Consider the following 22152-nt stretch of genomic DNA (forward strand, 5'->3'; position numbering starts at 1 on the left):
TTCTGAACGTGGTAGTAAAAATGTACCACATTTCGTAGTATGGTAAACAAGCGATTAAGCGCAAAGCTTTAACTTTAAAGCGGTAAGTGAGTTGAAGGATAGAGAATGGCGTCTGAGCAAGATGATTTTTTGTTTTTAGATCATGATGAAGATACGTACGAACAAGTGACAACCAGTGACTTTTGGGATGTACTTGTTGTAGATGACGATCCTGAAATTCATTCAGTGACGAAATTGGCTCTCTCTGGAGTTGAATTTTGGGGCCGTGCACTTCGTTTTCATCATGCTTATTCAGGAACTGAGGCGATTGATGCTTTAGTACATAATCCTGAAATATGCATTCTGTTACTTGATGTAGTAATGGAAAGCGATGATGCGGGGCTTACCGTAGTTAGACGTGTGCGCGATGAGTTACAAAATCATAATGTTCGTATTATTTTGAGAACGGGACAACCAGGATATGCGCCTGAAGAGCAAGTGATCCGTGAATACGATATTAATGACTATAAAATGAAAACAGAGCTTACTCGCAGCAAACTTGTCACTTCTTTAATGACAGCGATCCGTTCCTATCAACAAATCTGTGAGCTGGAGGCACAAAGCACAGCATTAACTCGTATTCTTGAAGCGTCTCATGCCATTTTAGGGCATAGCGATATGAAAACGTTTGGTTTAGCTGTGGTTATGCAGTTAGCTAAAATATTGGGCAGTGAGCCCAATGGTATTGTCAGTGGTAATCATGGAGATGATAAACGCATTGTGGTGCTCGGTGGTACATCGGATTATCAAGCTTTTTTTGGTCAAGGGTTAGAGCAGCTAGACAATGGCAGAGTTATTATGCAGGTTCAGAACTGCTTTGACTTTGCCAAGCATCAACAAACAGAGCACGATATTACGGTGTTGCTGCAAGGAAAAAACCGCCGTGCAGCAGTCTATCTAGAGCTCGATGTTAAACCAAATGCAGCGCAGCTGCAGTTTATGGAAATCTTTCTGGCGAATGTGAGTGTTGGTTTAGATAACATAAAATTATTCAATGAATTACGAGACGTAGCTTATAAAGATCCTTTAACAAAATTACCAAATCGAAGTAGTTTTTCTCAACAAGTTGAACGTTATTATATCGAAGATAGTACGACACCGTCGGCAGTAAAGAGTGAACTGCTTTTTGTTATTATTGATATAGCGCAATTCTCAGATATTAATAATGGTTTAGGGCAAGAAGTCGGTAATCAGTTGCTATTAGCTGTGATGCAACGGTTACAGCAAGAGTTTATCGATGCGGAGCTTATCGCAAGAATTGGTGCCGATGTATTCGGTTTGCTACTACCTAAAAGCAGCTTTGATGAGCAACATTTTATTGAAGCGTTAATGATCCCCTATCAAGTTAACGAGCATATTTTAACGATGCATTTTCATGTAGGGATTTGCGAGCAAAGTGATTTCAGTAAACTGGGTATCGATACTTTAAAGCTTGCGTATATTGCGTTGAATCAAGCGAAACAAGGTAAAAAGTTTATCGACTGGTATTCACCAGATTTAGAAGAAAAAATGGCGTGGCGGTTAGGACTCATTCGACAGTTACGACAAGATTTCGAACAAGGTAAACTTGAAGTGTGGTATCAGCCCCAATTATCTCTTGATACGTTAGCGGTAATAGGGTGCGAAGCTTTATTACGCTGGCCTTCGGGTAATGGCCGCTATATTTCGCCGGCCATCTTTGTACCACTTGCAGAAGATGCTGGGTTAATTGTGGATATTGGACAGTGGGTTTTAGAACAAGCCTGTCAACAGCAAAAGCAGCTTGTGAGTGTTGGGCTAGATATCAGTGTTGCAGTGAACGTGTCGGTCCCACAGTTTAAAGTTGCAAATTATGCTCAAGGTGTAAAGAATACATTATTGGCACATCAAGTTGATCCAAAAAAGATAGAGTTAGAGGTTACTGAAAGTGTGGTTATGGACGAAATCGGGGTTGTTATTGACACTTTGCAAGAGCTTCAAGAGTTTGGTGTTGAAGTCGCAATTGACGATTTTGGTACTGGGTTTTCATCATTAAGCTACTTACAGAAGTTGCCTCTGGCACGGTTGAAAATTGACCGTGCATTCATTAAAGATATTCCAGACAATGACAGCGGTGCAATTGCAGATCTTGTGGTTTCATTAGGGCGTCACTTAGGGCTAAAAACGATAGCTGAAGGGGTCGAGACACAAGCCCAAGCAGACTTACTCAAGCAATTAGGGTGCGATGAAGTGCAAGGCTTCATGTATGCTAAGCCAATGCCGAGCCACGAACTCATGGATTTTTTGAAAAACTATAAACCTTAACCGTAATCAAAGTGACGTATCAAAAGGTGTATGTTGCTTGTTCCTATAGCGCATTTGTTTATCCTGTTCGTTGGAATATTCTATAGTATGAGCATGCAGATAATTAAGTTATAATTCGACTCTTTTTTCCTGCAGGTACTACTATGAGCGCACTCAAAGCAGAACGATCGTTATTTTCTTACCCAAAATATTGGGCTGAGTGTTATGGCGTAGCCCCATTCCTACCGACGACACGTCAAGAAATGGATGAATTAGGTTGGGATAGCTGTGATATCGTACTTGTAACGGGCGATGCTTATGTTGACCACCCTAGTTTTGGTATGGCGGTTATTGGCCGAGTATTAGAGGCTCAAGGGTTTCGGGTGGGTATTATTGCCCAGCCAGATTGGTCAAGCAAAGATGCATTTATGACATTGGGTCAGCCAAACCTATTTTTTGGGGTAACGGCCGGTAATATGGACTCGATGATCAATCGTTATACTGCTGAAAAGCGTATGCGCCATGATGATGCTTATACACCAGGTAATGTAGGGGGAATGCGTCCCGATAGAGCTGTTGTTGTTTATAGTCAGCGTTGCAGAGAAGCATATAAAGAAGTGCCTTTGATCATTGGCGGTATTGAAGCCAGCCTTCGTCGAATAGCACATTATGATTACTGGCAGGAAAAAGTACGCAGAAGTATTATCTTTGATGCAAAAGCAGATATTCTAATTTATGGCAATGCAGAACGGCCTCTGGTTGAAGTTGCACATCGTATTGCCAAAGGGGATCCGGTAGCCTCCATCCAAAATATTCGTGGTACAGCAGTGATCCGTAAGGAGCCTTTGCCACAATGGAGAGGAAGTGACTCTACCGCGATTGATAAAGTGGGTAAAATAGATCCTATCCCAAATCCTTACGGTGCGGATGATGTGGGTTGTAGTAAATCAGAGTTTGCCAAAGCAGGTGTAAACCTAGCAGAAGAAGCAGCAAAACCGATAACGGTTCAGCCACCAAGATTAAAGCCTTGGGAAAAAGTGTATGTAAAATTACCTGCTTTCGAACAAGTTAGTGTTAACAAACCTCTGTATGCACATGCATCTCGCATTTTACACCAAGAAACGAACCCCGGTTGTGCTAGAGCGTTGTTTCAACGCCACGGCAATCGATCAGTATGGGTAAACCCGCCTGCATTCCCTTTAGAAACGGAAGAAATGGATATGGTGTTTGGCCTGCCATATCAACGTATACCACATCCGAGTTATGGAGATGCGAAAATTCCAGCGTATGACATGATAAAAACATCAGTCAATATTATGCGTGGGTGCTTTGGTGGCTGTAGCTTTTGTTCTATCACCGAACATGAAGGGCGTATTATTCAAAGTCGCTCTGAAGAGTCTATTATTGAAGAAATAGAGCAGATCAGAGATAAAGTACCTGGGTTTACAGGGGTGATATCTGATCTTGGCGGTCCGACGGCAAATATGTATAAGTTGCGCTGTAAAAGTAAGAAAGCAGAAAGTACATGTCGCAGGTTATCTTGCGTTTACCCTGACATATGTAAGCATATGGATACTGATCACACGCCTACAATTGATTTATATCGAAAAGCCAGAGATGTGGAAGGGATTAAAAAAATCCTCATTGCATCAGGGGTTCGTTATGATTTAGCGATTGAAGACCCTAGATATGTTAAAGAGCTCGTCAGTCATCACGTGGGGGGCTATTTGAAAATTGCGCCAGAGCATACAGAGCAAGGGCCGTTATCTAAGATGATGAAGCCTGGTATGGGAACATATGACAAATTTAAAGCGCTATTTGACAAGTACTCAAAAGAAGCGGGCAAAAAGCAATATTTGATCCCTTATTTTATCTCAGCTCACCCAGGTACCACTGATGAAGATATGGTAAATATGGCGCTGTGGTTAAAAAGTAATGATTTCAAACTTGATCAAGTACAAAATTTTTATCCATCTCCTATGGCAAATGCAACTACGATTTATCACACCGAAATGAATTCATTACGGAATATTAAAAATAATAAGGAATCAGTTGCTGTGCCTAAAGGCGCGCGGCAGCGTCGTTTACATAAAGCGATATTACGTTACCATGATGCATCAGGCTGGCCTATGATCCGTGAAGCACTGCGTAAAATGGGTAAAGCAAACTTAATTGGTAAAGGGCCTAATTGTCTCGTCCCTGAAGAAGGGCGCAATGAAAAAGCAGCCTCTAATAAAAGGGGATCTCGTCCAGCTTTAACAAGACACAGTGGGTTCAGCCAGTTTAAAAAAGCGAATACCAAGCCAAAAGTGACAAGTAATAGACAAAGAAATAATGCAAGATAATAGGTATTATTCCCATAAAAAACCTCGCTAATGCGAGGTTTTTTATTTTTTGACCTTTTGGTAAGTGGTACTTAATTATTCAGTGCTAATTGCAGTTCTCTATGGCGCTGTAGCTGAGCCAGTCGTGTTTTTGCAGCGGGTTTAAATTTAGCTAACTCATTTTTTGGTAAAGATTGAGATTTTGGTAGTTTTACTGTTTTTGGATTCTTATGTACGCCATTCACCAGAAACTCGTAGTGTAGATGCGCGCCAGTGACACGGCCTGTAGCACCAACGGTCCCAATTTTTTGACCTTGCTTAACTTTTTGACCACTACGTACGTGTCGTTTATTTAAATGTAGATATTTGGTGACGTACTTACTGCCATGTTGAATGAACACGTAATTACCATTGAGGTGATTGCGGCCTGATTTTATGACCTTACCGTCACCAGACGAGACGACAGGGGTACCTGTTCTCGCTGCATAATCAATTCCTCTATGTGCAGAACGTTTTCCTGTGACAGGGTGAAGGCGACGAGGGTTAAAGCTCGAACTGATATACTTAAAGTTGACAGGGGCGCGTAAAAAAGCTTTTCGCATACTGCGTCCCTGTGCGGTATAAAAGTTATCATCTGTGTGGCGAATTGCGGTATAGCGCTCGCCTTGATTAATGAACTCAGCAGCGATTATTTTTCCATTGCCTATTTCTTCACCATCAACAAAGTGGGACTCGTACACGATGGAGAATTGATCGCCTTTACGAATATCATTTGCAAAGTCTACATCCCAGCCGAAAATATCGGCAAAGTTCATTATTTGGCGTTCGCTTAATCCCGCAGCAATACCAGCGGTCCAAAAGCTAGATGATATAGCACCACCCGCTGACTTTTCTACCGTCTCAATTTCCTTGCTTTGTATGGCTGTATCATAACGGCCCTCAGTATTGCGAGTGACGAGCAAAGTATCTGTTTTTGATAATATGTACTTAAGCTGAGCGAGGTTGCCTTCAGGGCTGGTTGCAAAGCTTAACACTTCTCCTGGGTGGATTTTTTTAAGTTTTAGTGTTTCAGCATTGGTATTAACTAAGGTATGCAGGGTTTTTGCTGAAAAGCCTGCCCGTTTAAATATTGTTGCTAAACTGTCACCCGATTTAACTGCGTGATCTTCAAAATCAAATATAACCTGTGACTCAACATTTTCTGTAGTCACTGAATTTAATTCAGTTAACTGCTCAGGTGATTCACTGACTTTAACCGGCAATTCATAGCGCTTGCCAATTTCGAGTGCTTTCTTATCATGATCTTTGGATGCGGTTGCTTTCTCTGATGGGATCAGAGCAATAATAGCCATTGCCGATGCAACGCCCAGAATTAGCAGTTTGTGTTTTTTAGGGAGCTTGTGCACCACGTTAACCATAAAGCGCCTTTTCTGATGTCAAGAAATATTATAGATATTAATGCAGGATATACGCAATAAAGCGCTAATACCAGTATTTTGTGCATTTAAACTGATCCCAATATAGGCTAGAATCGACAGATAAACTGAAATTTTTGGAGCGATGAATGGTGGACTTAGATACTGCATTTGCAGAGATAAAGCGCGGTGCAGAGGAAATCCTGATTGAGGACGAATTAAAAGAAAGGCTCAAGTCAGGTAAAAAGTTAAAGATCAAGGCAGGTTTTGACCCAACAGCCCCTGATTTGCATTTAGGCCACACTGTTCTAATCAATAAGTTAAAGACCTTTCAGGACTTAGGTCATGAGGTGATTTTCTTAATTGGCGATTTTACAGGGATGATAGGAGATCCAACCGGCAAAAATGTAACACGAAAGCCATTGACTCGTGATGATGTGCTAGCCAATGCAGAAACCTATAAAGAGCAAGTATTTAAAATATTAGATCCTGCAAAAACGACAGTTGCGTTTAACTCTACTTGGATGGAACAATTGGGCAGTGCAGGCATGATTAAGCTTGCAGCTAGCCAAACTGTTGCTCGTATGCTTGAGCGTGATGATTTTAAAAAGCGTTATGCTAATGGTCAATCAATTGCAATCCATGAGTTTCTATACCCTCTAGTTCAAGGTTGGGATTCGGTTGCATTGAAAGCTGATGTTGAATTAGGTGGAACAGATCAGCGTTTTAATTTGCTGATGGGCCGAGAGTTGCAAAAATCAGAAGGCCAAAAGCCACAAACGGTATTAATGATGCCGTTATTAGAAGGGACCGATGGCGTTCAAAAAATGTCTAAGTCTTTAGGTAACTATATTGGGATCACCGATGCACCAACGGAAATGTTTGGTAAGGTGATGTCTATTTCAGACGATTTGATGTGGCGTTACTATGAATTATTAAGTGCCTTGTCACTTGAAGAAATAGCGAGCTTGAAAGAAGAAGTTACGAATGGCCGTAATCCACGAGACATCAAAATCGAATTTGCAAAGGAAATGATTGCACGTTTTCACAGTGAAGATGATGCACAAGCAGCGCATCAAGACTTTATTCAGCGCTTTCAAAAAAATGCGCTACCAGATGATATTCCAGAACTGACCATTGAAATTGCAGACGCCACAACGTTTATTACAGCTTTGCTAAAAGAAGCTGGTTTAGTTGCAAGTACTTCTGAAGCCATGCGTATGATAAAACAAGGTGCGGTTAAGCTAAATGGTGAAGAAAAAGTGACGGATACCAAGCTAGTTATTGAAAAAGGCAGTACGGCTATTTATCAGGTCGGCAAACGTAAATTTGCTAAAATAACCGTAAGCTAAATAGCGCGTCCCTTCGTTTAGGGTAAAGTAAAAATGGTCAGCAGTGCTGGCCATTTTTGTTTGCGTATTTTGAACTCACGTGTCAGCTAAGTATGGATTTGTCAGCCAGAATGATTGCGTTAAGAGTAGTTAACTAGAGTTTGATACACTATCCAAACTAGGATTAATACTAACGCACTAAATAGGCGAACGCGGTTCAATAAGGTAAGTAACTGTATTAAGTCATCAGGCTCAGGTGATCTGCCACTGCCAATACGCATTTTATTAAACCGTTTAGCTTGATACATACAAGGACCGCCTAGTTGGGTGTGTAGATTTGCTGCAAAGAAGCATAAAATCCAACCTGAGTTTTGTTGGTAAAAAAAGCGTGCGTAATGCTTTAAGTAATGGCGAACTTTTTTATAATTGAGACTGAGTGAGATCAAGAACACAAAACCACGAATAGGAAACCACTCAATAACTGTAATAATGGTATTTAGTGGCTTCATATAATGTATGTTGGGGGCAAGGTGCGCTCGCCATGCGTGATTACAGATCAGCAGTAGTTTGTATATGAGAGCCAGTACAGGCCCACCAAGTAAATAGAATATAACCATTACGTAGTAATGTCTTATGGTCCGTAACGCGGTACTATCAATGCAGGCTTTAGCAATCCCCATGCTTGAAAGGTTTGCCACGTCCCGTGCAACGATAGTGGCCAAAAGTTGCCTTGCTGTGGCTTTTTGGCCCAGCTTTAATAAAGTGGCAATCCGTTTAGTACGATTTGTTGTTTGAGTGTCAAGGCACAAATACAGTGCGACACCTCCTAACCATTGAGGATGAAATGCAAGTACGCTTATACCGACGGATAAAAGTAAAAATACAAGAATTGGAAGGCAGCAAGCCAGTGTGCCTGATAAATATTGATGTGCTTTGTTGTTTGATGGTTGGTAGACGCGCTCAGCAATACCTTTAAAAACCAATTCTAAAAGAGTAAATGGGTGATAGTTATAGTGCATAGGAAACAGATGAGCACATGCTATAGCCATCACAAAAATAAGCAAGCCCTGCTGGGCTTGCAGTAGCTCGAGTATCACGCTAAAGGGTTACGGTTGTTAGTTGCTCAAGCAGTTCGTTAACCAGCTTTGATGAGTTAATAGAAGCAACTTCCAAGTATTCTTCAAAGGACTGTGGCGACTCTTTTCCTGCAATATCAGATAATGAGCGTATCACAACAAAAGGAGTATGCAGGACGTGACAGGCTTGGGCAATGGCTGCTCCTTCCATCTCAACCGCGAGCATCGTAGGGAAATCAGTACGGGCTTGTTCAATGCGTGTCGGTTCACACATAAATGAATCACCAGTACAGATCAAACCAATCATAGTTTGTGTATTGGACAAGGTTGCAACACTTTTTTGAGCTGCTTCAATTAAAGCTGGATGTGCCGCAAAGCCAGCAGGCATCTGGGGTACTTGACCAATCTCATAACCAAACGCTGTAACATCAACATCGTGGTGACGTACTTCGCTTGATATAACCACATCACCGACATTCAATGAAGGCTCAAAGCCACCTGCTGAGCCGGTGTTAATAATACAGTCCGGTTCGAAATTATCGATGAGTAAAGTTGTTGCAACGGTAGCAGCAACTTTACCAATGCCCGACTGAACTAGCGTCACGGTATGACCAGAGAGTTCGCCAGTATAAAATGTAAAGCCACCTTTGCTGGTTTGTGTTTTGTTGGCAATAGCATCTCGCAATATGGCTACTTCCGGCTCCATGGCACCAATAATACCTATTTTCATGATTTAGTTCCTAAACAAAGTTATTGAATATTATACCTAAGGTTGGCTTAAATGCGAGTTTGTAAAATATGCGTTTGCACAACAGAAAATAGCAGGAGATTACCTGCTATTTTATTCTAAGTGTTAAATTTCTGCTAAATTAGTTGAATGGGCTTTTGCTTGTGAAGGCGACATAACCGCAGGTTTCTCGACTCGAGATCGTGACTTTTTAGGGGGTTGTGGGGTTTTACCTAGTTTAAATAAAATGGCGTTGCGTACTTCACTTGCTTTGTACCCGGCTTTAACTTTCATACGAATATGGGGGATATTGGCAGATTCAAGGGCCCCATTGACGAACCAATCTCGTTGCGCTTTGTGCCCACCTTTATTACTGTTGTTTACGAGATCAACGGCAGCGACAATATTCAATGTTTCTTTATCGACAAGTACGTAATCGAGTTGTTTGTTTTTTGCTTTTGTGAGAGCTGCTCTGCGTGCTTTTTTTGATAAGCCGGGTTTGCATTCAATTAAGTCAATCAGCTTTACCCGGCTCACAATTTTGAATTTATCACCAACAGCGCGCTCTAATAAAGTAAGAAATGATGCTTCAACAGTACTAAAAACAGATTCTTTACGGCTAAACGGATAGGGGTTGCCACCGGCATCACTATATTTTGCCGCAACAATCGACGCAACAACAACCAAAGCTAAAATAGATAATAAAGCGAATTCCATAGAACACTCCACAACAACAATTTGACACTTAGTATCATTAAGCAAATGCTGTGCCGAGTTGCAGAGTGGTTCTAGTTTATTTTTAGATTGGCTACGATTAAGCTTTGTAGCCTTGATCTATGCCTTTGACTGCGTAGGCAACCGCATCGTGCGCATGCAGTGATTCATAATGGTTAATTTTCACAAAAAAATCTTGGTAGTTGGTCTGGTTGAACAGCGCTTTAAGTTTTCTGGCCGCGTCTTCGCAAAACATGAGATTTTGACCGTTTAAACGTGCAAACTCTTGCTCGTCTTCACGCTTTACGGCTGCTTGGACTGGGGTCTTTAGTTCATCTTCAACTTGATTTATGAGGGTCAATATATCGAATTCTTCGCAATCTGATGCTAGTAAAACCTTTATATTGGCGATACTTCTTTGTGAGTGAGGTGTAGCAAGAACCCCTTCAGTGGTACCTAACCATGCATGGACTTGCTTAGTATCAACGGTTTGTTGTTGAAACTTGTCTGCAAAAGCATTTTGAATTAGCTGTCTAGCTAATGCTGCTGAACACGGGCAAGTGGATGAATAAGTAACGTCAACACCGAGCTCAATACGCGCAACACCATCGTTGAGTGTTGCGGTTACTGTCACGGGGTAACTTTTCCAACCTTGCTTTTGACTTAATAATGACTGACGGCGTAACGGTAATTCGAAGTGAATTGAGACTTTAGCCGCATTGCTTAAATCTTGGTGACTTGAGATAAAGCTATCAAGAACTTGTGTGAGCGTTTTAGGTGTAAGATTTTGTTCACACGATAACGTGTCTAAAGCCAAAAACAGCCGTGACATATGAATGCCTTTAGCATCTTCTTTTTGTAAGTTTACAAATGCATCGGCTTTTGCTGTAACATGCGTATCGCTTAGACCTTTACTGGCAAAAAGTAGTGGTAGTTCGATATTGCCCATGCCTACCCAGTCTAGCTTGCCTGTTTGCAAAGCGTCGGCTGAATGTGCGATGTCTGGCATTGTTGTTTGCATGTATACCCTCATTGTCACGACAATTAAAGTCGCGCATATTACACTAAAACTTGACCATTTGCCTATGAATGTAAAAGAAATGGTATCGATAAAGTGCCATTTCGTGCAGTTGGCTATACAGTATAGAAACAAGCGATACGAATAACAGGGATAATTAGCTTCTTATTAGTGCTTAGGTATAATGGGCAGGTTAATAGGGTAAGTGGTAACTATGATTGAATCTTCTTTTGGCCCATGGGGCCGTGTATTGGTAAGCCTTCTCAATAAGTTTGGTGATAAAGCAGCTGGATTATTTTGCTATGCATTTTTGTTGCTCGTATCCCTTATTTTATCTTGCATGTTTTATTACATTGCATTGGGTGAAATAATCATTGTTGATGTGTTAGCCGTACTATTTTTTGCAGGTGTAACGTCCCCAGTACTGATTTCGATAACCATTTATGCAATGCGGCAGCTGGAAGCATCGAAAATTTATTTAGAATCTGCCACTCAGCAAGAAAAGCTATTAAACCAAACACTCAAAGACAATATTAATCGTTTAAATAATGAGGTTGATGAGAGGAAAATGGCATTGCACGCAAAGCATCGTGCAATCGAAGAGCTGCGTAAAGAAATAGCTGAACGCAAGAAAACGCAGCAAGAGCTTGCACAGCAAAGTATGCTATTACGCTCAATAGTCGACTCTTCTCCTGATTTATTTTATTACCGAGACCAACATGGCATATTTGCTGGGTGTAATAAGATGTTTGAACTGGTTATTGGTAAAAGTAGTGGAGAATTAATTGGTCAGTCGGTTGAGAGCATTTACCCTCAGGATTACTTACCAGAGGTACTTCGTACTGATACTGAAGTGGCGACAACACAACAACCCATGACCTTAGATGTAGAGTACCCAGTTGATGGTGAAAGTCGTTGGTTCGAAATGCGAAAACTTCCTTTTATTAATGATAAAGGGGAGTACATCGGATTACTCGCGTTTGGCCGTGATATTACAAGCCGTAAAGAAGCTGAGCAAGCATTGGAAACCGCTTATAAAGACAAAGGTAAATTTATTGCAACCTTAAGCCATGAATTACGAACTCCACTGAATGGTATTGTTGGTCTTACTCGTATGATGCTGGACTCCGAGCTCACCCAGCAGCAGAAAAGTTGGTGTAATACTATTTTTTCTAGTGCGGAAACACTTGGCAATATTTTTAATGACATCATTGATTTGGATAAAATTGACAGAGAGCAGCTTGATATTGCAACCGACAGTATTAATGTCTCTGATTTTATTAATGACGTGGTCAATTTTACCGGTCTTATAGCGGATCAAAAAGGTTTAGAGTTTTTAATTCATCGCACAGGAATTTTGGACATTTACGCATTGTTAGATCCAACTCGTTTAAGGCAAGTATTATGGAATTTGATTAATAATGCGGTGAAGTTCACTCATCGAGGCAGTGTGACATTAGAGTTTAAAAGAGAGAACCGAGAGTCGGGTCAGTGGTTATCATTTAGTGTTATCGATACTGGAATGGGCATACCCAGTGACCAACAAGCGCGTATCTTTGACATGTATTATAAAGCGCCAGATACAACTGGTGCGAATGCGATTGGATCGGGGATTGGTCTGGCCGTAACAAAAGCGCTGGTTAGCGCTATGAACGGACAAATACATGTTAGCAGTATCGAGGGGCAGGGCAGTCGATTTGATGTTGAAATACCACTGACACTCTGCAGTGCACCTAAGGTGCAAAGCTATGCAGGTAGAAGCCTATATATTTTGCTGGTGGAAGATGTGCCATTAAATGCTGAAATAGCAACTAATTTATTAGAACAGCGCGGGCATGAAGTGATCTGGGCTGAAACGGGTGAAGATGCTTTATCGCTGGTCGCAACAGAAGATGAACTTGATTTAATTCTACTGGATATGCAACTCCCAGATATTAATGGTGATGTAGTAGCAAGGGAAGTGAGGGCAGATAGTCACTATGATAATTTGCCAATTGTTGCCCTGACCGCAAATGTGCGAAGTGCAGAGCAGGAGTTGCAAGGGATTAGTATTCAAGGCGCATTGGCGAAGCCAATTAATACAACACGTTTAGATAAAATGTTGGCAGAGTTATTTGGAATTGACTCAAATAAAGCGCATACAGGAGGCGACGAACAGTCAGTGATAGTGCTCAATAGTGAAGACTACCATTTGCTTGATGTAGAAACGATCATCGACTTTGTCTCCTCTATGGGTGTTAAGCCTTTTAAGCGCAGTAGTGATTTATTTGAAACGTTAAACCCTAAATATTGTGAAGAATTACGCAGTGCATTAAGTGCTGGTGATATTGAAGAGTATAGTTCGGTTGCTCATAAGCTTAAAGGAGCCGCAGGCTCTGTGGGTTTACAGGAAGTGCAGTTACATGCCAAAGTCATGGAACTCGATGCAGATAACGTTGGTGCTGACAAGTTAAGTCAGTGGGTTGTTGAACTCGAAGAGAAAATAAAAGACGGTCAAGCATCGTTAAAAGACGCAATTAGCGTACTCGGTTCTAATGAAGAGAGTTAGTGTTTCTTTAGCATGTTCGTATGTAGCAATAAGAATAAATAAAGGGGCTAAATAAGCCCCTTAATATAACTGCAAAACAGCCAGTATAATTAACCGTCAATTTTACCGATAAAACGATAACCTTCACCATGAATCGTGCTGATCAGTTCGCTGGTATTGCTGTCACTTTCAAAGTGCTTACGTATACGACGTATCGTTACATCAACGGTACGGTCATTGGCACGAAGTTCGCGACCTGTCATATGCTTAATTAATTGCTCACGGCTAAAAATTCTACCCGGTGAATCTAGCATTAAACGAAGTGCTCGATACTCACCTTTAGGCAAGCGCTTTGCTTCTCCCGCAGGAGACGTTAAGCAACGACTATTTTCATCTAATTCCCAACCATTAAACGTGATCACACCATTACTCTCGATGGCTGACTCTTCACCTGCTGAACCAGTTCTAGAGATCAAGTTACGAGCACGAATAGTTAACTCTCGTGGGTTAAATGGTTTTGTGATGTAATCATCAGCACCAATTTCCAGCCCAAGGATGCGATCAACATCGTTATCGCGACCAGTTAGGAAAATTAAGCCGATATTTCTTTTTTGGCGTAGTTCACGCGCTAAGATTAAGCCGTTTTTACCTGGAAGATTGATGTCCATAACAACAAGATTGACGTCGTCATGCGTTGTCAGTTTGTCATGCATGTCATCGCCATCAATGGCTTCAATTACTTTGTAACCTTCTGCTTCAAATAAACTAACGAGGTTCAGGCGAGTTACGTCTTCATCCTCTACAATCAGAATGACTGGCGTTTGCATTATAAATTAACCTTTTCGGAATATATTATTTACATGTTATTCGGTGCTATCTAATAAAACCGAATATTTACGATTATAGGAGTATATCCAATTGTTAACAAGTAAAATCAGTTGGGATGAAACTTAGAAACTGCAAGTAATCTAGATAACACAGTAAAATTATGCTGTGTGACCTGTTGCTTATTTATATACAGTCGGATTTTACTCCCTTCTTGGACCAATGAAGCGACACCACCATCTTCTAGAAACTCTATGCTATCTCCAACCAAAACCATATTTAAAGAGGTTGTATCGGTCCAAGTAGACAGTATATCATTTTCATTCGTTTCATCAATGTATGTGATATCACACTGTTGAGAAAGTTCCATTATATTTGAACTATTTGCTATTTTAATAACTTCGATTGGCCGTTTTCTTATTTTTAGTTTTTTATTTTTAGCTAAAATAGCACCAGGTCCGGTATTTATTTGATAAAAACAAAAACGAGTCGATATTTTTGTTTGTTGATTAGGGAACTCAATAAACTTAGCCATTTGATATAAAAAAGCAGAACGTACCTCATTTGGGCTTTTTGCACAAGCAGGATATGCAAAAAGTACCAGTATAATAAATATACTTCGCATTACCCTATCTCTACCAAAGGCAATGTAATGATGAATCGAGTGCCATTGTCATATGCTTCATCTAACGCGATATTACCATTCAAAGCTTGCGTCACTAAGTTATAGACTAAATGCATACCAAGGCCGCTGCCCCCTTCACCTCTTTTCGTGGTGACAAAGGGGTCAAAAATTCGTTTACGAATGGAAACGGGTACTCCATCGCCATTGTCAGTATAAATAATGGAAAGCTGTCCACTAGTGCGTGTAATATTTATATGAATTATGTTGTTTTCGATGCTTTTAAAAGCGTGGAGCAACGAATTAGAAATGAGTTGCTCGAAGACTTGTTGTAAAGGGCCTGCTTTACTACTAATGGTTAAGTCGGTGGAGCATTGAACATCTATAACTGGGTTTTTGGTTACAATATCAGCTTTCATTGCTGTCATAATATTGTTCAGTAAGCTGGTTACGTTTACATCAGAGCTGAGCTCTAGATCTTGGCTAACTGCAACGCGTTTAAAGCTAGAGATAAGATCGGCAGCTCGATTTAAGTTTCTATAGATTAAATCAAGGTTTTCTATACCATCACCAATGAATCGCTCGAGCTGTTTGGATGTTAAACTTTTTTGTTCGAACGCTGTTTTTATATCAGATAACTTGTCGCGTAATAGAGTAGAGCCGGTAACGCCTAAACCGATAGGGGTATTTACTTCGTGAGCAACGCCTGCAACCATTTGTCCAAGCGAGGCCATTTTCTCATTTTCAACAATTTGATTCTGGTATTGGTGCATTCTTTCGAGGGTATTGAGAAGTTCTTGATTTGCTTCTCTTAACGCGATAGTTCGCTGATTTACTTTTTCTTCTAGGCTTTGATTGAGTTGTTTTATTTCTTGTTTATCAGCTTTATGGCGCTCTAATTGGTTTTGAGTTCGCGCTAGCATAACGTTTAAATTGGTGGCGAGAGTATTAACTTCTTCTATATTACTTCGCTCTGCACGTGCATTGTAATTATGGTTTTTGGAAACATCTTGTAATAATAGAGATAGTTCCTCTATTGGGGTTGCGATGCGTTTTTGTATCCCTCTAGCAACCAATAACACTAACAATAAAACGAATAAAGTTAACATTATATCAACGAGTATTTTTGTATTAATATACTTATTTAACCTTTCCAACCCTCCTCGAATATAAACATAGCCTTCTATTTTCCCTTCATAAACAACTGGTTTAACAAGTTCAATATAATCTGCTGTTATTCTAGGGACTTTTAAGTCTTCTACACTATTTACTTTTAATGGAACAGGGGGGGTTTTGCTGGCGTTATAACTCGTGAAAAAAACGGGTTTATTGGTGACATCGTCAATGTCATAAATATGAATATTTTTTACTAGTTCAACTTTATTGAAAGATTTTAAGCGTTTTTCTTCTGTTTTTCTATCTTCAAATATCAAGGTGATTTGCGCATTAAAAGCGATGATTTCTGCAATCATATCAAGCTTATTGATAACCAGTTGCTTTTGTTCTTTGACATCAAGGTAGGTAGAGATTGAAATTGATAACGATAAACATAACGCAGTGACTAACATCACAGCGCTGACTAGGACTTTTCTTATACTTGTTTTTGGTGTCTGCTTAGCCATTAAGGACCTTTATTCAGCGTTTGAAAAACTTGATCCAAATGTGTTGATATGAATACATAACGCTTATCAATTGTGCTGTAGGTATTAGCTGTATTTGGAACACATACAACATCAATATTTGATTCAATGATTGTAAACTATTCACAAGTGTAGCAAAGAGAATGGATAAAATAACAATAAAATCCCTGATTATTCGTGTTATTTTATCCAGTAGGGTGAGAAGTCGGCCAGTTTGATTAGTTTTTATTAGCCTCATAGACAGTGAATTTGGTATTTCTTGCTAAGGTAGAAAAAGAACCAAATTGTTGTTCAAGTATTGGGGTGTACTTTAAGAAGTTATTGGCAACAATTTGTATTTTCCCTTTTGACTTTAAAAAACCTCGACTGTCGCTTAAAAAGCGGTCGGCAATCCCGTAGTCGGTTGCGATGCCCGTATGAAATGGTGGGTTGCTAATTACTAAGTTGAATTGCCCCGTTACATCCATCAGGCCGTCACTGAGAATCAATTTTGCTGATAGGCCATTTACCTTTAAGGTATGCTCGGTAGCATACAATGCTAGGGCATTTACATCTAGACAGTTAAGCGTGAGAGCAGCTTGCTTAATACCCATAAATGTCGCAATCAATCCAGCACCACAACCAAAGTCTAAAATAGCTCCTTTGTATGGCACATCAATATTCTCGAGTAAAAGTTTAGTCCCCACGTCAAGTTTTCCGTGATTGAATACGCCAGGTACGCTGACAGCGGTAAACTCTAATTCACCTACTTGTACTTGAAATTCAGACTGGTATTGTGCGATATCAAATTTAGGTAATAGGTGAAGGTCAGAGAATTCATACAAAACACAGTGTTTTGCGCTATCTAATTTGCAAAATAGATCAGCGTGTGGTTTGAGTTGTTTCTCAATTGATTTCACACCGCCTTTGTTATGTCCTACAACTAATAAGCGGGTGTTACTGGTCGCAATAGCTCTAATATTATCGAGCATCATTACCGCTTCCGGCTTGGATTTAGGGTAGAAGTAGATGATGAGATCTAAGCTGTCAATTGATGGCAAGCTATGGTCAACAGAACTCAATATACCAGAGTGTTTTTCTGCAGCTTGATGATCTGCAATATTATAACTAAAAGCATGTACATCACTATTTGGGTTTAGTTGTTGTAATTGCAATAGGAAGCCATCCCTGTTTGCATTGATCACAAGAATCTTGTTTGCTTGCAACTCATCATCATTGCGCATTAACAACAAACTAGGGTTTGATAACTGACTCATAAGGCCTCATTAGGTTAGAAAGGGCAGGTGCTTTCAATTAATTACTGCGTTTAAACATGAGATCCCAGACCCCATGTCCAAGGCGGTGACCGCGTTGCTCAAATTTAGTCAGAGGCCGGTTATCAGGGCGGGGCATATAATCAGATGTTTTTGATAAGTTTTCGTACCCGGGTGCTGCATTCATTATCTCAAGCATATGTTCAGCATAGTTTTCCCAATCAGTTGCCATGTGAAATACACCACTGATTTTTAATTTACTTCTAAGGCTTTCAACAAACTCTAGTTGCACTATACGGCGTTTGTGGTGACGCTTTTTGTGCCATGGGTCAGGGAAAAACAGTTGCATTGTGGTTAAGCTTGCATCTTTGATGCAATCAGCCAGTACTTCTACCGCGTCATGCTCAAATACACGTAAGTTGGTAATACCCGCTTCATCCGCTTCCATCAGGCACGCCCCAACTCCAGGTTTATGAACTTCAATGCCAATAAAGTTTAAATGAGGTGCATTTTTTGCCATCTCAACCAATGATTTACCCATACCAAAGCCAATCTCTAGTACCACGTCGTTGTCATTGCCAAAGACTTCTGATAAATCTAGTAAACCTTGGCTATGCTCTAGGCCCATAGTTGGCCAGCATTTTTCAATTGCAGCCGTTTGGCCTTTGGTTAAACGACCTTCGCGCTTTACAAAGCTGCGTATTCTGCGGATATATTTGCCTTCTTGCTGAGCTTGCTCAAGCCTAGTTTTACTCGAATCGTTCATAGTCATTCTGCACAGTGAAAAGTGGGCGCATATTATCCCTGTTCGACGCGATAAGTACAATAGCTTGACTGTTTTTAAAAGCTCCTTACACTGGCGGCCAAGTTGAATTAGTAAAGTTGCACCGTCAATGCAAGTATCAAATAGTCAGAGTTCGTGGTTTGCTGAGCAAGTAGTTAGTTGGTATCACCTTCATGGTAGAAAAACACTGCCTTGGCAATTAGAAAAAACAGCATATAAAGTATGGGTGTCAGAAGTGATGCTGCAACAAACTCAAGTTGTGACTGTTATTCCTTATTTTAATCGCTTTATGGCACGGTTTCCAACCATTATTGATTTAGCTGATGCACCTGAGGATGAAGTATTACATCATTGGACTGGGTTGGGGTATTACGCCAGAGCACGAAATTTACATAAAACCGCTAAAATTGTGCGTGATAAGTATAAAGGTTTGTTCCCAGAAACCATGGAGCAAGTAGTCGCTTTACCCGGTATTGGCCGCTCTACCGCTGGCGCCATTTTATCATTGGCTTTAGGGCAACATCATCCTATTTTGGATGGCAATGTGAAGCGCGTACTAGCAAGGTTCTTTATGGTTGAAGGTTGGTATGGTGTTAAGAAAGTAGAAAATAACCTTTGGGAGTTGATTGAAAAAATAACCCCGCAAGATAATGTGACTGAGTTTAATCAGGCCATGATGGATTTAGGTGCGAGTCTGTGTTCTAGAGCTAACTTTGATTGTCAGGCTTGTCCACTAATGACGGACTGCTCAGCGCATAAATATAACCAAGTAAGAGATTTCCCTAACTCAAAGCCAAAAAAAGCGAAACCGAAGAAAACGGTGTACCATTTAATTATTAAAGCAGAAAATAAACTGTTGATGGAAAAAAGGCCAAGCTCGGGTATTTGGGGCGGATTGTTTGGCTTTTTTGAATTTGAAGCTCATGAACTGGTAGAGCTATTTATAGCGCAACAGGGCATTGACGGTAATATACAATCATTAGCGCCTGTTGTGCATATATTTACTCACTTTGAACTTACTATCAATCCAATAATCCTGCACCTAGATAGTGTACCTGATTGCGTGCATGAACAGCCATTATTATGGTATGACTTACATGACCCTGCACAAGTTGGTTTAGCTGCACCGACCAAAAAGTTAGTTAAAGTCATAGGCACAATGAGTTAAACTAACAGTATCTTCCTTAAGTAGGTAATAAGTTATGGCTCGTACTGTATTTTGTCAAAAATTACAAAAAGACGCACCTGGATTAGATTTCCAGTTTTACCCGGGTGAATTAGGTGAAAAAATATTTAATAACATCTCAAAAGAAGTGTGGCAGCAATGGCAGCATAAACAGACTATGTTGATCAATGAAAAACACTTAAATATGATGGACCCAGCACATCGAGAGTTACTTGAAGAACAGATGGTTGGTTTTTTATTCGAGAATAAAGAAGTGGAAATAGAGGGTTATCGCCCACCAGAGCAAAAGTAAGTACGGTGATACTCTAAATCGTTTTAAAAAAGCCGCACTGCGGCTTTCTTGTTACGTAGACGTTGTTTGGATTAGTGATCTCTTGAGACTGATATTTCGGCTAACCCAATTAATGCCTGCTTATACGGCGAATCAGGCAGAATATTGAGCATTTGAATGGCTTTATTAGCTTCAACTCTCGCTTTATCCATAGCAAATTCTAGGGCATTCGTTTCTGTTAGAGTGATTAGTATATCATCTAAATACTCTAACCCGTTGCCTTGCTCTATAGCATTACGTATTTGTGTAATTTGTTCAGCTTTTCCATGCTGCATAGCATATATAAGAGGTAGAGTCGGCTTCCCTTCAGCAAGGTCGTCACCTAAGTTCTTGCCCATTTGCTCAGCATTTGCACTGTAATCCAATACATCATCAACAAGTTGGAACGCTGTGCCTAAATGCATTCCATAATACTTTAGAGCGTTTTGCACATCGGTTGATTGCTCAAGTACAACAGCAGGGAGTAGCGTTGCAGCTTCAAATAATTTTGCTGTTTTACTATATATAACCTGCATATAGCTTTCTTCTGTGGTGTCTGGGTCATTACAATTCATTAATTGCAACACTTCCCCTTCAGCGATTACATTTGTCGCATCAGCTAAAATTTGCATCACTTGCATATTTTGTAAGCCAACCATCAATTGGAACGACCGAGTGTATATAAAGTCGCCAACCAATACACTGGCTGCATTACCAAACTCAGCGTTTGCGGTTGGTTCACCTCGACGTAATGCTGATTCGTCAACTACGTCATCGTGCAATAATGTAGCAGTGTGAATAAATTCAACGATAGTTGCTAAAGTGACGTGTTTTTCACCTTGATGACCAAGCGCTTTAGCAGCCAGTAGTGTCAACATGGGTCTTATTCTTTTTCCACCACTGTTAACAATATACAGACCAAGCTGGTTAACTAATGCAACGTCAGATTGCATTTGTGCGTGTATTAATTCATTGACGTTAAGCATATCGGTTTCGATTAACGCCTGGATAGCCTTAATATCCATCTTACTCCAAGCCAGGTTAAATAGATAAACGAGGCGAGTGTACTACAAAATTCCATTTAGCTCGATATTTTGTCAAAGAACAATAAAAAAAAACCTCTTAGCAGGCCATGCTGTTGAAAATACGTTCAAATACAGTTGTTTTTTTGACTTATAGAAGGTTGTCGTAAAAGAAGAAAAAAGCGCTTTGGTTTATGGCTTTTTTTGGATAGACTAGCAGAAAATAATGATTCGCTCTCTTAGCCGCTATTTTTTATTCAGTTTATAGGAAAATGGGCTTGCACGTAGGTTCGCATTAGCGTAAACTTCGCGCCCTATTGAAGAATATTAAGTTGCGTCGATTTGAGGGCGCACAAGCGGAGTTAATTATGTACGCGGTTTTCCAAAGTGGTGGTAAACAGCACCGTGTGACTGAAGGTCAAACGATTCGTCTAGAAAAATTAGACGTTGAGACTGGTGCAGCAGTTGAATTTGATTCAGTACTTTTAGTTGCTGATGGTGAGAAAATCGAGATCGGTGCACCGTTCGTAAACGGTGGCAAAGTGACAGCTGAGGTTGTTTCACACGGTCGCGGTGAGAAGATTAAGGTCGTTAAATTTAGACGTCGTAAGCATTCTCGTAAGCAGATGGGCCATCGTCAATGGTTCACTGAAGTTAAAATCACTGGCATTAGCGCTTAATTTAGAGGTACAGAAAGATGGCACATAAGAAGGCAGCTGGTAGTACTCGTAACGGTCGCGATTCAGAAAGTAAACGCTTAGGTGTGAAACGTTTTGGTGGCGAATCAGTTTTAGCGGGTAACATCATCGTACGTCAACGTGGTACTCGTTTCCACGCTGGTTCTAACGCAGGTATCGGTAAAGACCATACAATTTTTGCAAAAGCAGACGGTAAAGTTGTTTTTGAACAAAAAGGTCCATTAAACCGTAAATACGTTAGCATCGTTGCTGAGTAATCGGTAAAGATTAAAAAAAACCCCGCTACGGCGGGGTTTTTTGTTTTTATAGAACCTCCTAACGAAGTGATATGCAGTGGCAAAGTGAAGCAAACTGCAATAATGACTAAAGATTTTGTCTT

At 40.4% G+C, this 22152-nt stretch carries 19 protein-coding genes; 8 read left to right on the forward strand and 11 right to left on the reverse strand.

Translation table 11 applies throughout. The features are described 5' to 3' along the window. The first annotated feature begins 105 nt into the window (after positions 1-105). Positions 106-2322: an EAL domain-containing protein gene (locus tag J8L98_RS04185; RefSeq protein WP_210995440.1), complete on the forward strand. Its 2217-nt coding sequence runs from the start codon at positions 106-108 to the stop codon at positions 2320-2322. Positions 2323-2465: 143 nt separating this feature from the next. Then, positions 2466-4646: a YgiQ family radical SAM protein gene (locus J8L98_RS04190; RefSeq protein ID WP_192508370.1), complete on the forward strand. Its 2181-nt coding sequence runs from the start codon at positions 2466-2468 to the stop codon at positions 4644-4646. A gap of 71 nt (positions 4647-4717) precedes the next feature. Here J8L98_RS04190 and J8L98_RS04195 read toward each other — a convergent pair whose 3' ends face one another. Continuing rightward, positions 4718-6043 (reverse strand): peptidoglycan DD-metalloendopeptidase family protein, encoded by a 1326-nt coding sequence (locus J8L98_RS04195; protein WP_210995441.1) that lies wholly within the window; start codon positions 6041-6043, stop codon positions 4718-4720. Between the two features lie 149 nt (positions 6044-6192). On the opposite strand from J8L98_RS04195, the gene tyrS reads away from it, so the two are divergent. Further along, complete coding sequence (tyrS, locus tag J8L98_RS04200; RefSeq protein ID WP_210995581.1) at positions 6193-7392, forward strand: tyrosine--tRNA ligase; 1200 nt, start codon at positions 6193-6195, stop codon at positions 7390-7392. A 119-nt stretch (positions 7393-7511) separates the two neighbouring features. On the opposite strand, the gene J8L98_RS04205 is transcribed toward tyrS, so the two are convergent. From J8L98_RS04205 to folE2, 4 genes are all read right to left on the reverse strand, one after another. After that, positions 7512-8420 carry a cobalamin biosynthesis protein gene (locus J8L98_RS04205; RefSeq protein ID WP_282098753.1) on the reverse strand — a complete coding sequence of 303 codons (909 nt, stop codon included), beginning with the start codon at positions 8418-8420 and terminating at the stop codon, positions 7512-7514. Between the two features lie 49 nt (positions 8421-8469). Next, positions 8470-9177, reverse strand: coding sequence for a 5'-methylthioadenosine/S-adenosylhomocysteine nucleosidase (gene mtnN / locus J8L98_RS04210; protein ID WP_192508368.1), 708 nt, complete (start codon positions 9175-9177; stop codon positions 8470-8472). Positions 9178-9300: 123 nt separating this feature from the next. Next, positions 9301-9891 carry a DUF2726 domain-containing protein gene (locus J8L98_RS04215; RefSeq protein ID WP_210995442.1) on the reverse strand — a complete coding sequence of 197 codons (591 nt, stop codon included), beginning with the start codon at positions 9889-9891 and terminating at the stop codon, positions 9301-9303. 97 nt (positions 9892-9988) lie between these two features. Beyond that, positions 9989-10909 (reverse strand): GTP cyclohydrolase FolE2, encoded by a 921-nt coding sequence (gene folE2 / locus J8L98_RS04220; protein WP_210995443.1) that lies wholly within the window; start codon positions 10907-10909, stop codon positions 9989-9991. Between the two features lie 211 nt (positions 10910-11120). On the opposite strand from folE2, the gene arcB reads away from it, so the two are divergent. Further along, on the forward strand, positions 11121-13454 hold the full coding sequence (arcB, locus tag J8L98_RS04225; RefSeq protein WP_210995444.1) for an aerobic respiration two-component sensor histidine kinase ArcB: 2334 nt from the start codon (positions 11121-11123) through the stop codon (positions 13452-13454). An 89-nt stretch (positions 13455-13543) separates the two neighbouring features. Here arcB and arcA read toward each other — a convergent pair whose 3' ends face one another. The 5 genes from arcA to trmB form a co-directional block, all read right to left on the reverse strand. Continuing rightward, a complete protein-coding gene (gene arcA / locus J8L98_RS04230; protein WP_192508364.1) occupies positions 13544-14260 on the reverse strand; it encodes a two-component system response regulator ArcA in 717 nt (238 codons plus the stop codon). 107 nt (positions 14261-14367) lie between these two features. After that, positions 14368-14883, reverse strand: coding sequence for a YfiR family protein (locus J8L98_RS04235; RefSeq protein ID WP_210995445.1), 516 nt, complete (start codon positions 14881-14883; stop codon positions 14368-14370). Next, complete coding sequence (locus tag J8L98_RS04240) at positions 14883-16502, reverse strand: ATP-binding protein (RefSeq protein ID WP_210995446.1); 1620 nt, start codon at positions 16500-16502, stop codon at positions 14883-14885. Before J8L98_RS04240 ends, J8L98_RS04235 begins: the two co-directional genes overlap by 1 nt. Before the next feature lie 236 nt (positions 16503-16738). Continuing rightward, a complete protein-coding gene (locus tag J8L98_RS04245) occupies positions 16739-17776 on the reverse strand; it encodes a methyltransferase (protein ID WP_210995447.1) in 1038 nt (345 codons plus the stop codon). Between the two features lie 37 nt (positions 17777-17813). Next, positions 17814-18539: a tRNA (guanosine(46)-N7)-methyltransferase TrmB gene (gene trmB / locus J8L98_RS04250; protein WP_210995448.1), complete on the reverse strand. Its 726-nt coding sequence runs from the start codon at positions 18537-18539 to the stop codon at positions 17814-17816. Between the two features lie 127 nt (positions 18540-18666). Between trmB and mutY the strand changes: the two genes are divergently transcribed. Then, complete coding sequence (gene mutY / locus J8L98_RS04255; protein ID WP_210995449.1) at positions 18667-19725, forward strand: A/G-specific adenine glycosylase; 1059 nt, start codon at positions 18667-18669, stop codon at positions 19723-19725. 34 nt (positions 19726-19759) lie between these two features. Then, a complete protein-coding gene (locus J8L98_RS04260) occupies positions 19760-20035 on the forward strand; it encodes an oxidative damage protection protein (RefSeq protein ID WP_010361512.1) in 276 nt (91 codons plus the stop codon). A 71-nt stretch (positions 20036-20106) separates the two neighbouring features. Here the strand turns inward: J8L98_RS04260 and ispB are convergent, their stop codons facing one another. Further along, the gene (ispB, locus tag J8L98_RS04265; protein ID WP_210995450.1) at positions 20107-21078 is read right to left on the reverse strand and encodes an octaprenyl diphosphate synthase; all 972 of its coding nucleotides are present in this window, start codon (positions 21076-21078) and stop codon (positions 20107-20109) included. A gap of 365 nt (positions 21079-21443) precedes the next feature. On the opposite strand from ispB, the gene rplU reads away from it, so the two are divergent. Both rplU and rpmA read left to right on the forward strand, forming a co-directional pair. Next, positions 21444-21755, forward strand: a complete 312-nt coding sequence (rplU, locus tag J8L98_RS04270) for a 50S ribosomal protein L21 (RefSeq protein ID WP_010361515.1) — start codon at positions 21444-21446, stop codon at positions 21753-21755. A 17-nt stretch (positions 21756-21772) separates the two neighbouring features. Next, positions 21773-22030 (forward strand): 50S ribosomal protein L27, encoded by a 258-nt coding sequence (gene rpmA / locus J8L98_RS04275; RefSeq protein WP_010361516.1) that lies wholly within the window; start codon positions 21773-21775, stop codon positions 22028-22030. The last annotated feature ends 122 nt before the right edge of the window (positions 22031-22152 follow it).

Source organism: Pseudoalteromonas sp. MMG013, assembly GCF_018100885.1.
GTDB lineage: Bacteria > Pseudomonadota > Gammaproteobacteria > Enterobacterales > Alteromonadaceae > Pseudoalteromonas > Pseudoalteromonas aurantia.

What these genes read in the sequence shown, in the direction of transcription:
- J8L98_RS04185 (WP_210995440.1), top strand. Translation starts at nt 106, where the DNA reads ATGGCGTCTGAGCAAGATGATTTTTTGTTTTTAGATCATGATGAAGAT.
- J8L98_RS04190 (WP_192508370.1), top strand. Translation starts at nt 2,466, where the DNA reads ATGAGCGCACTCAAAGCAGAACGATCGTTATTTTCTTACCCAAAATAT.
- J8L98_RS04195 (WP_210995441.1), bottom strand. Translation starts at nt 6,043, where the DNA reads ATGGTTAACGTGGTGCACAAGCTCCCTAAAAAACACAAACTGCTAATT.
- J8L98_RS04205 (WP_282098753.1), bottom strand. Translation starts at nt 8,420, where the DNA reads ATGGCTATAGCATGTGCTCATCTGTTTCCTATGCACTATAACTATCAC.
- mtnN (WP_192508368.1), bottom strand. Translation starts at nt 9,177, where the DNA reads ATGAAAATAGGTATTATTGGTGCCATGGAGCCGGAAGTAGCCATATTG.
- J8L98_RS04215 (WP_210995442.1), bottom strand. Translation starts at nt 9,891, where the DNA reads ATGGAATTCGCTTTATTATCTATTTTAGCTTTGGTTGTTGTTGCGTCG.
- folE2 (WP_210995443.1), bottom strand. Translation starts at nt 10,909, where the DNA reads ATGCAAACAACAATGCCAGACATCGCACATTCAGCCGACGCTTTGCAA.
- arcB (WP_210995444.1), top strand. Translation starts at nt 11,121, where the DNA reads ATGATTGAATCTTCTTTTGGCCCATGGGGCCGTGTATTGGTAAGCCTT.
- arcA (WP_192508364.1), bottom strand. Translation starts at nt 14,260, where the DNA reads ATGCAAACGCCAGTCATTCTGATTGTAGAGGATGAAGACGTAACTCGC.
- J8L98_RS04235 (WP_210995445.1), bottom strand. Translation starts at nt 14,883, where the DNA reads ATGCGAAGTATATTTATTATACTGGTACTTTTTGCATATCCTGCTTGT.
- J8L98_RS04240 (WP_210995446.1), bottom strand. Translation starts at nt 16,502, where the DNA reads ATGGCTAAGCAGACACCAAAAACAAGTATAAGAAAAGTCCTAGTCAGC.
- J8L98_RS04245 (WP_210995447.1), bottom strand. Translation starts at nt 17,776, where the DNA reads ATGAGTCAGTTATCAAACCCTAGTTTGTTGTTAATGCGCAATGATGAT.
- trmB (WP_210995448.1), bottom strand. Translation starts at nt 18,539, where the DNA reads ATGAACGATTCGAGTAAAACTAGGCTTGAGCAAGCTCAGCAAGAAGGC.
- mutY (WP_210995449.1), top strand. Translation starts at nt 18,667, where the DNA reads ATGCAAGTATCAAATAGTCAGAGTTCGTGGTTTGCTGAGCAAGTAGTT.
- J8L98_RS04260 (WP_010361512.1), top strand. Translation starts at nt 19,760, where the DNA reads ATGGCTCGTACTGTATTTTGTCAAAAATTACAAAAAGACGCACCTGGA.
- ispB (WP_210995450.1), bottom strand. Translation starts at nt 21,078, where the DNA reads ATGGATATTAAGGCTATCCAGGCGTTAATCGAAACCGATATGCTTAAC.
- rplU (WP_010361515.1), top strand. Translation starts at nt 21,444, where the DNA reads ATGTACGCGGTTTTCCAAAGTGGTGGTAAACAGCACCGTGTGACTGAA.
- rpmA (WP_010361516.1), top strand. Translation starts at nt 21,773, where the DNA reads ATGGCACATAAGAAGGCAGCTGGTAGTACTCGTAACGGTCGCGATTCA.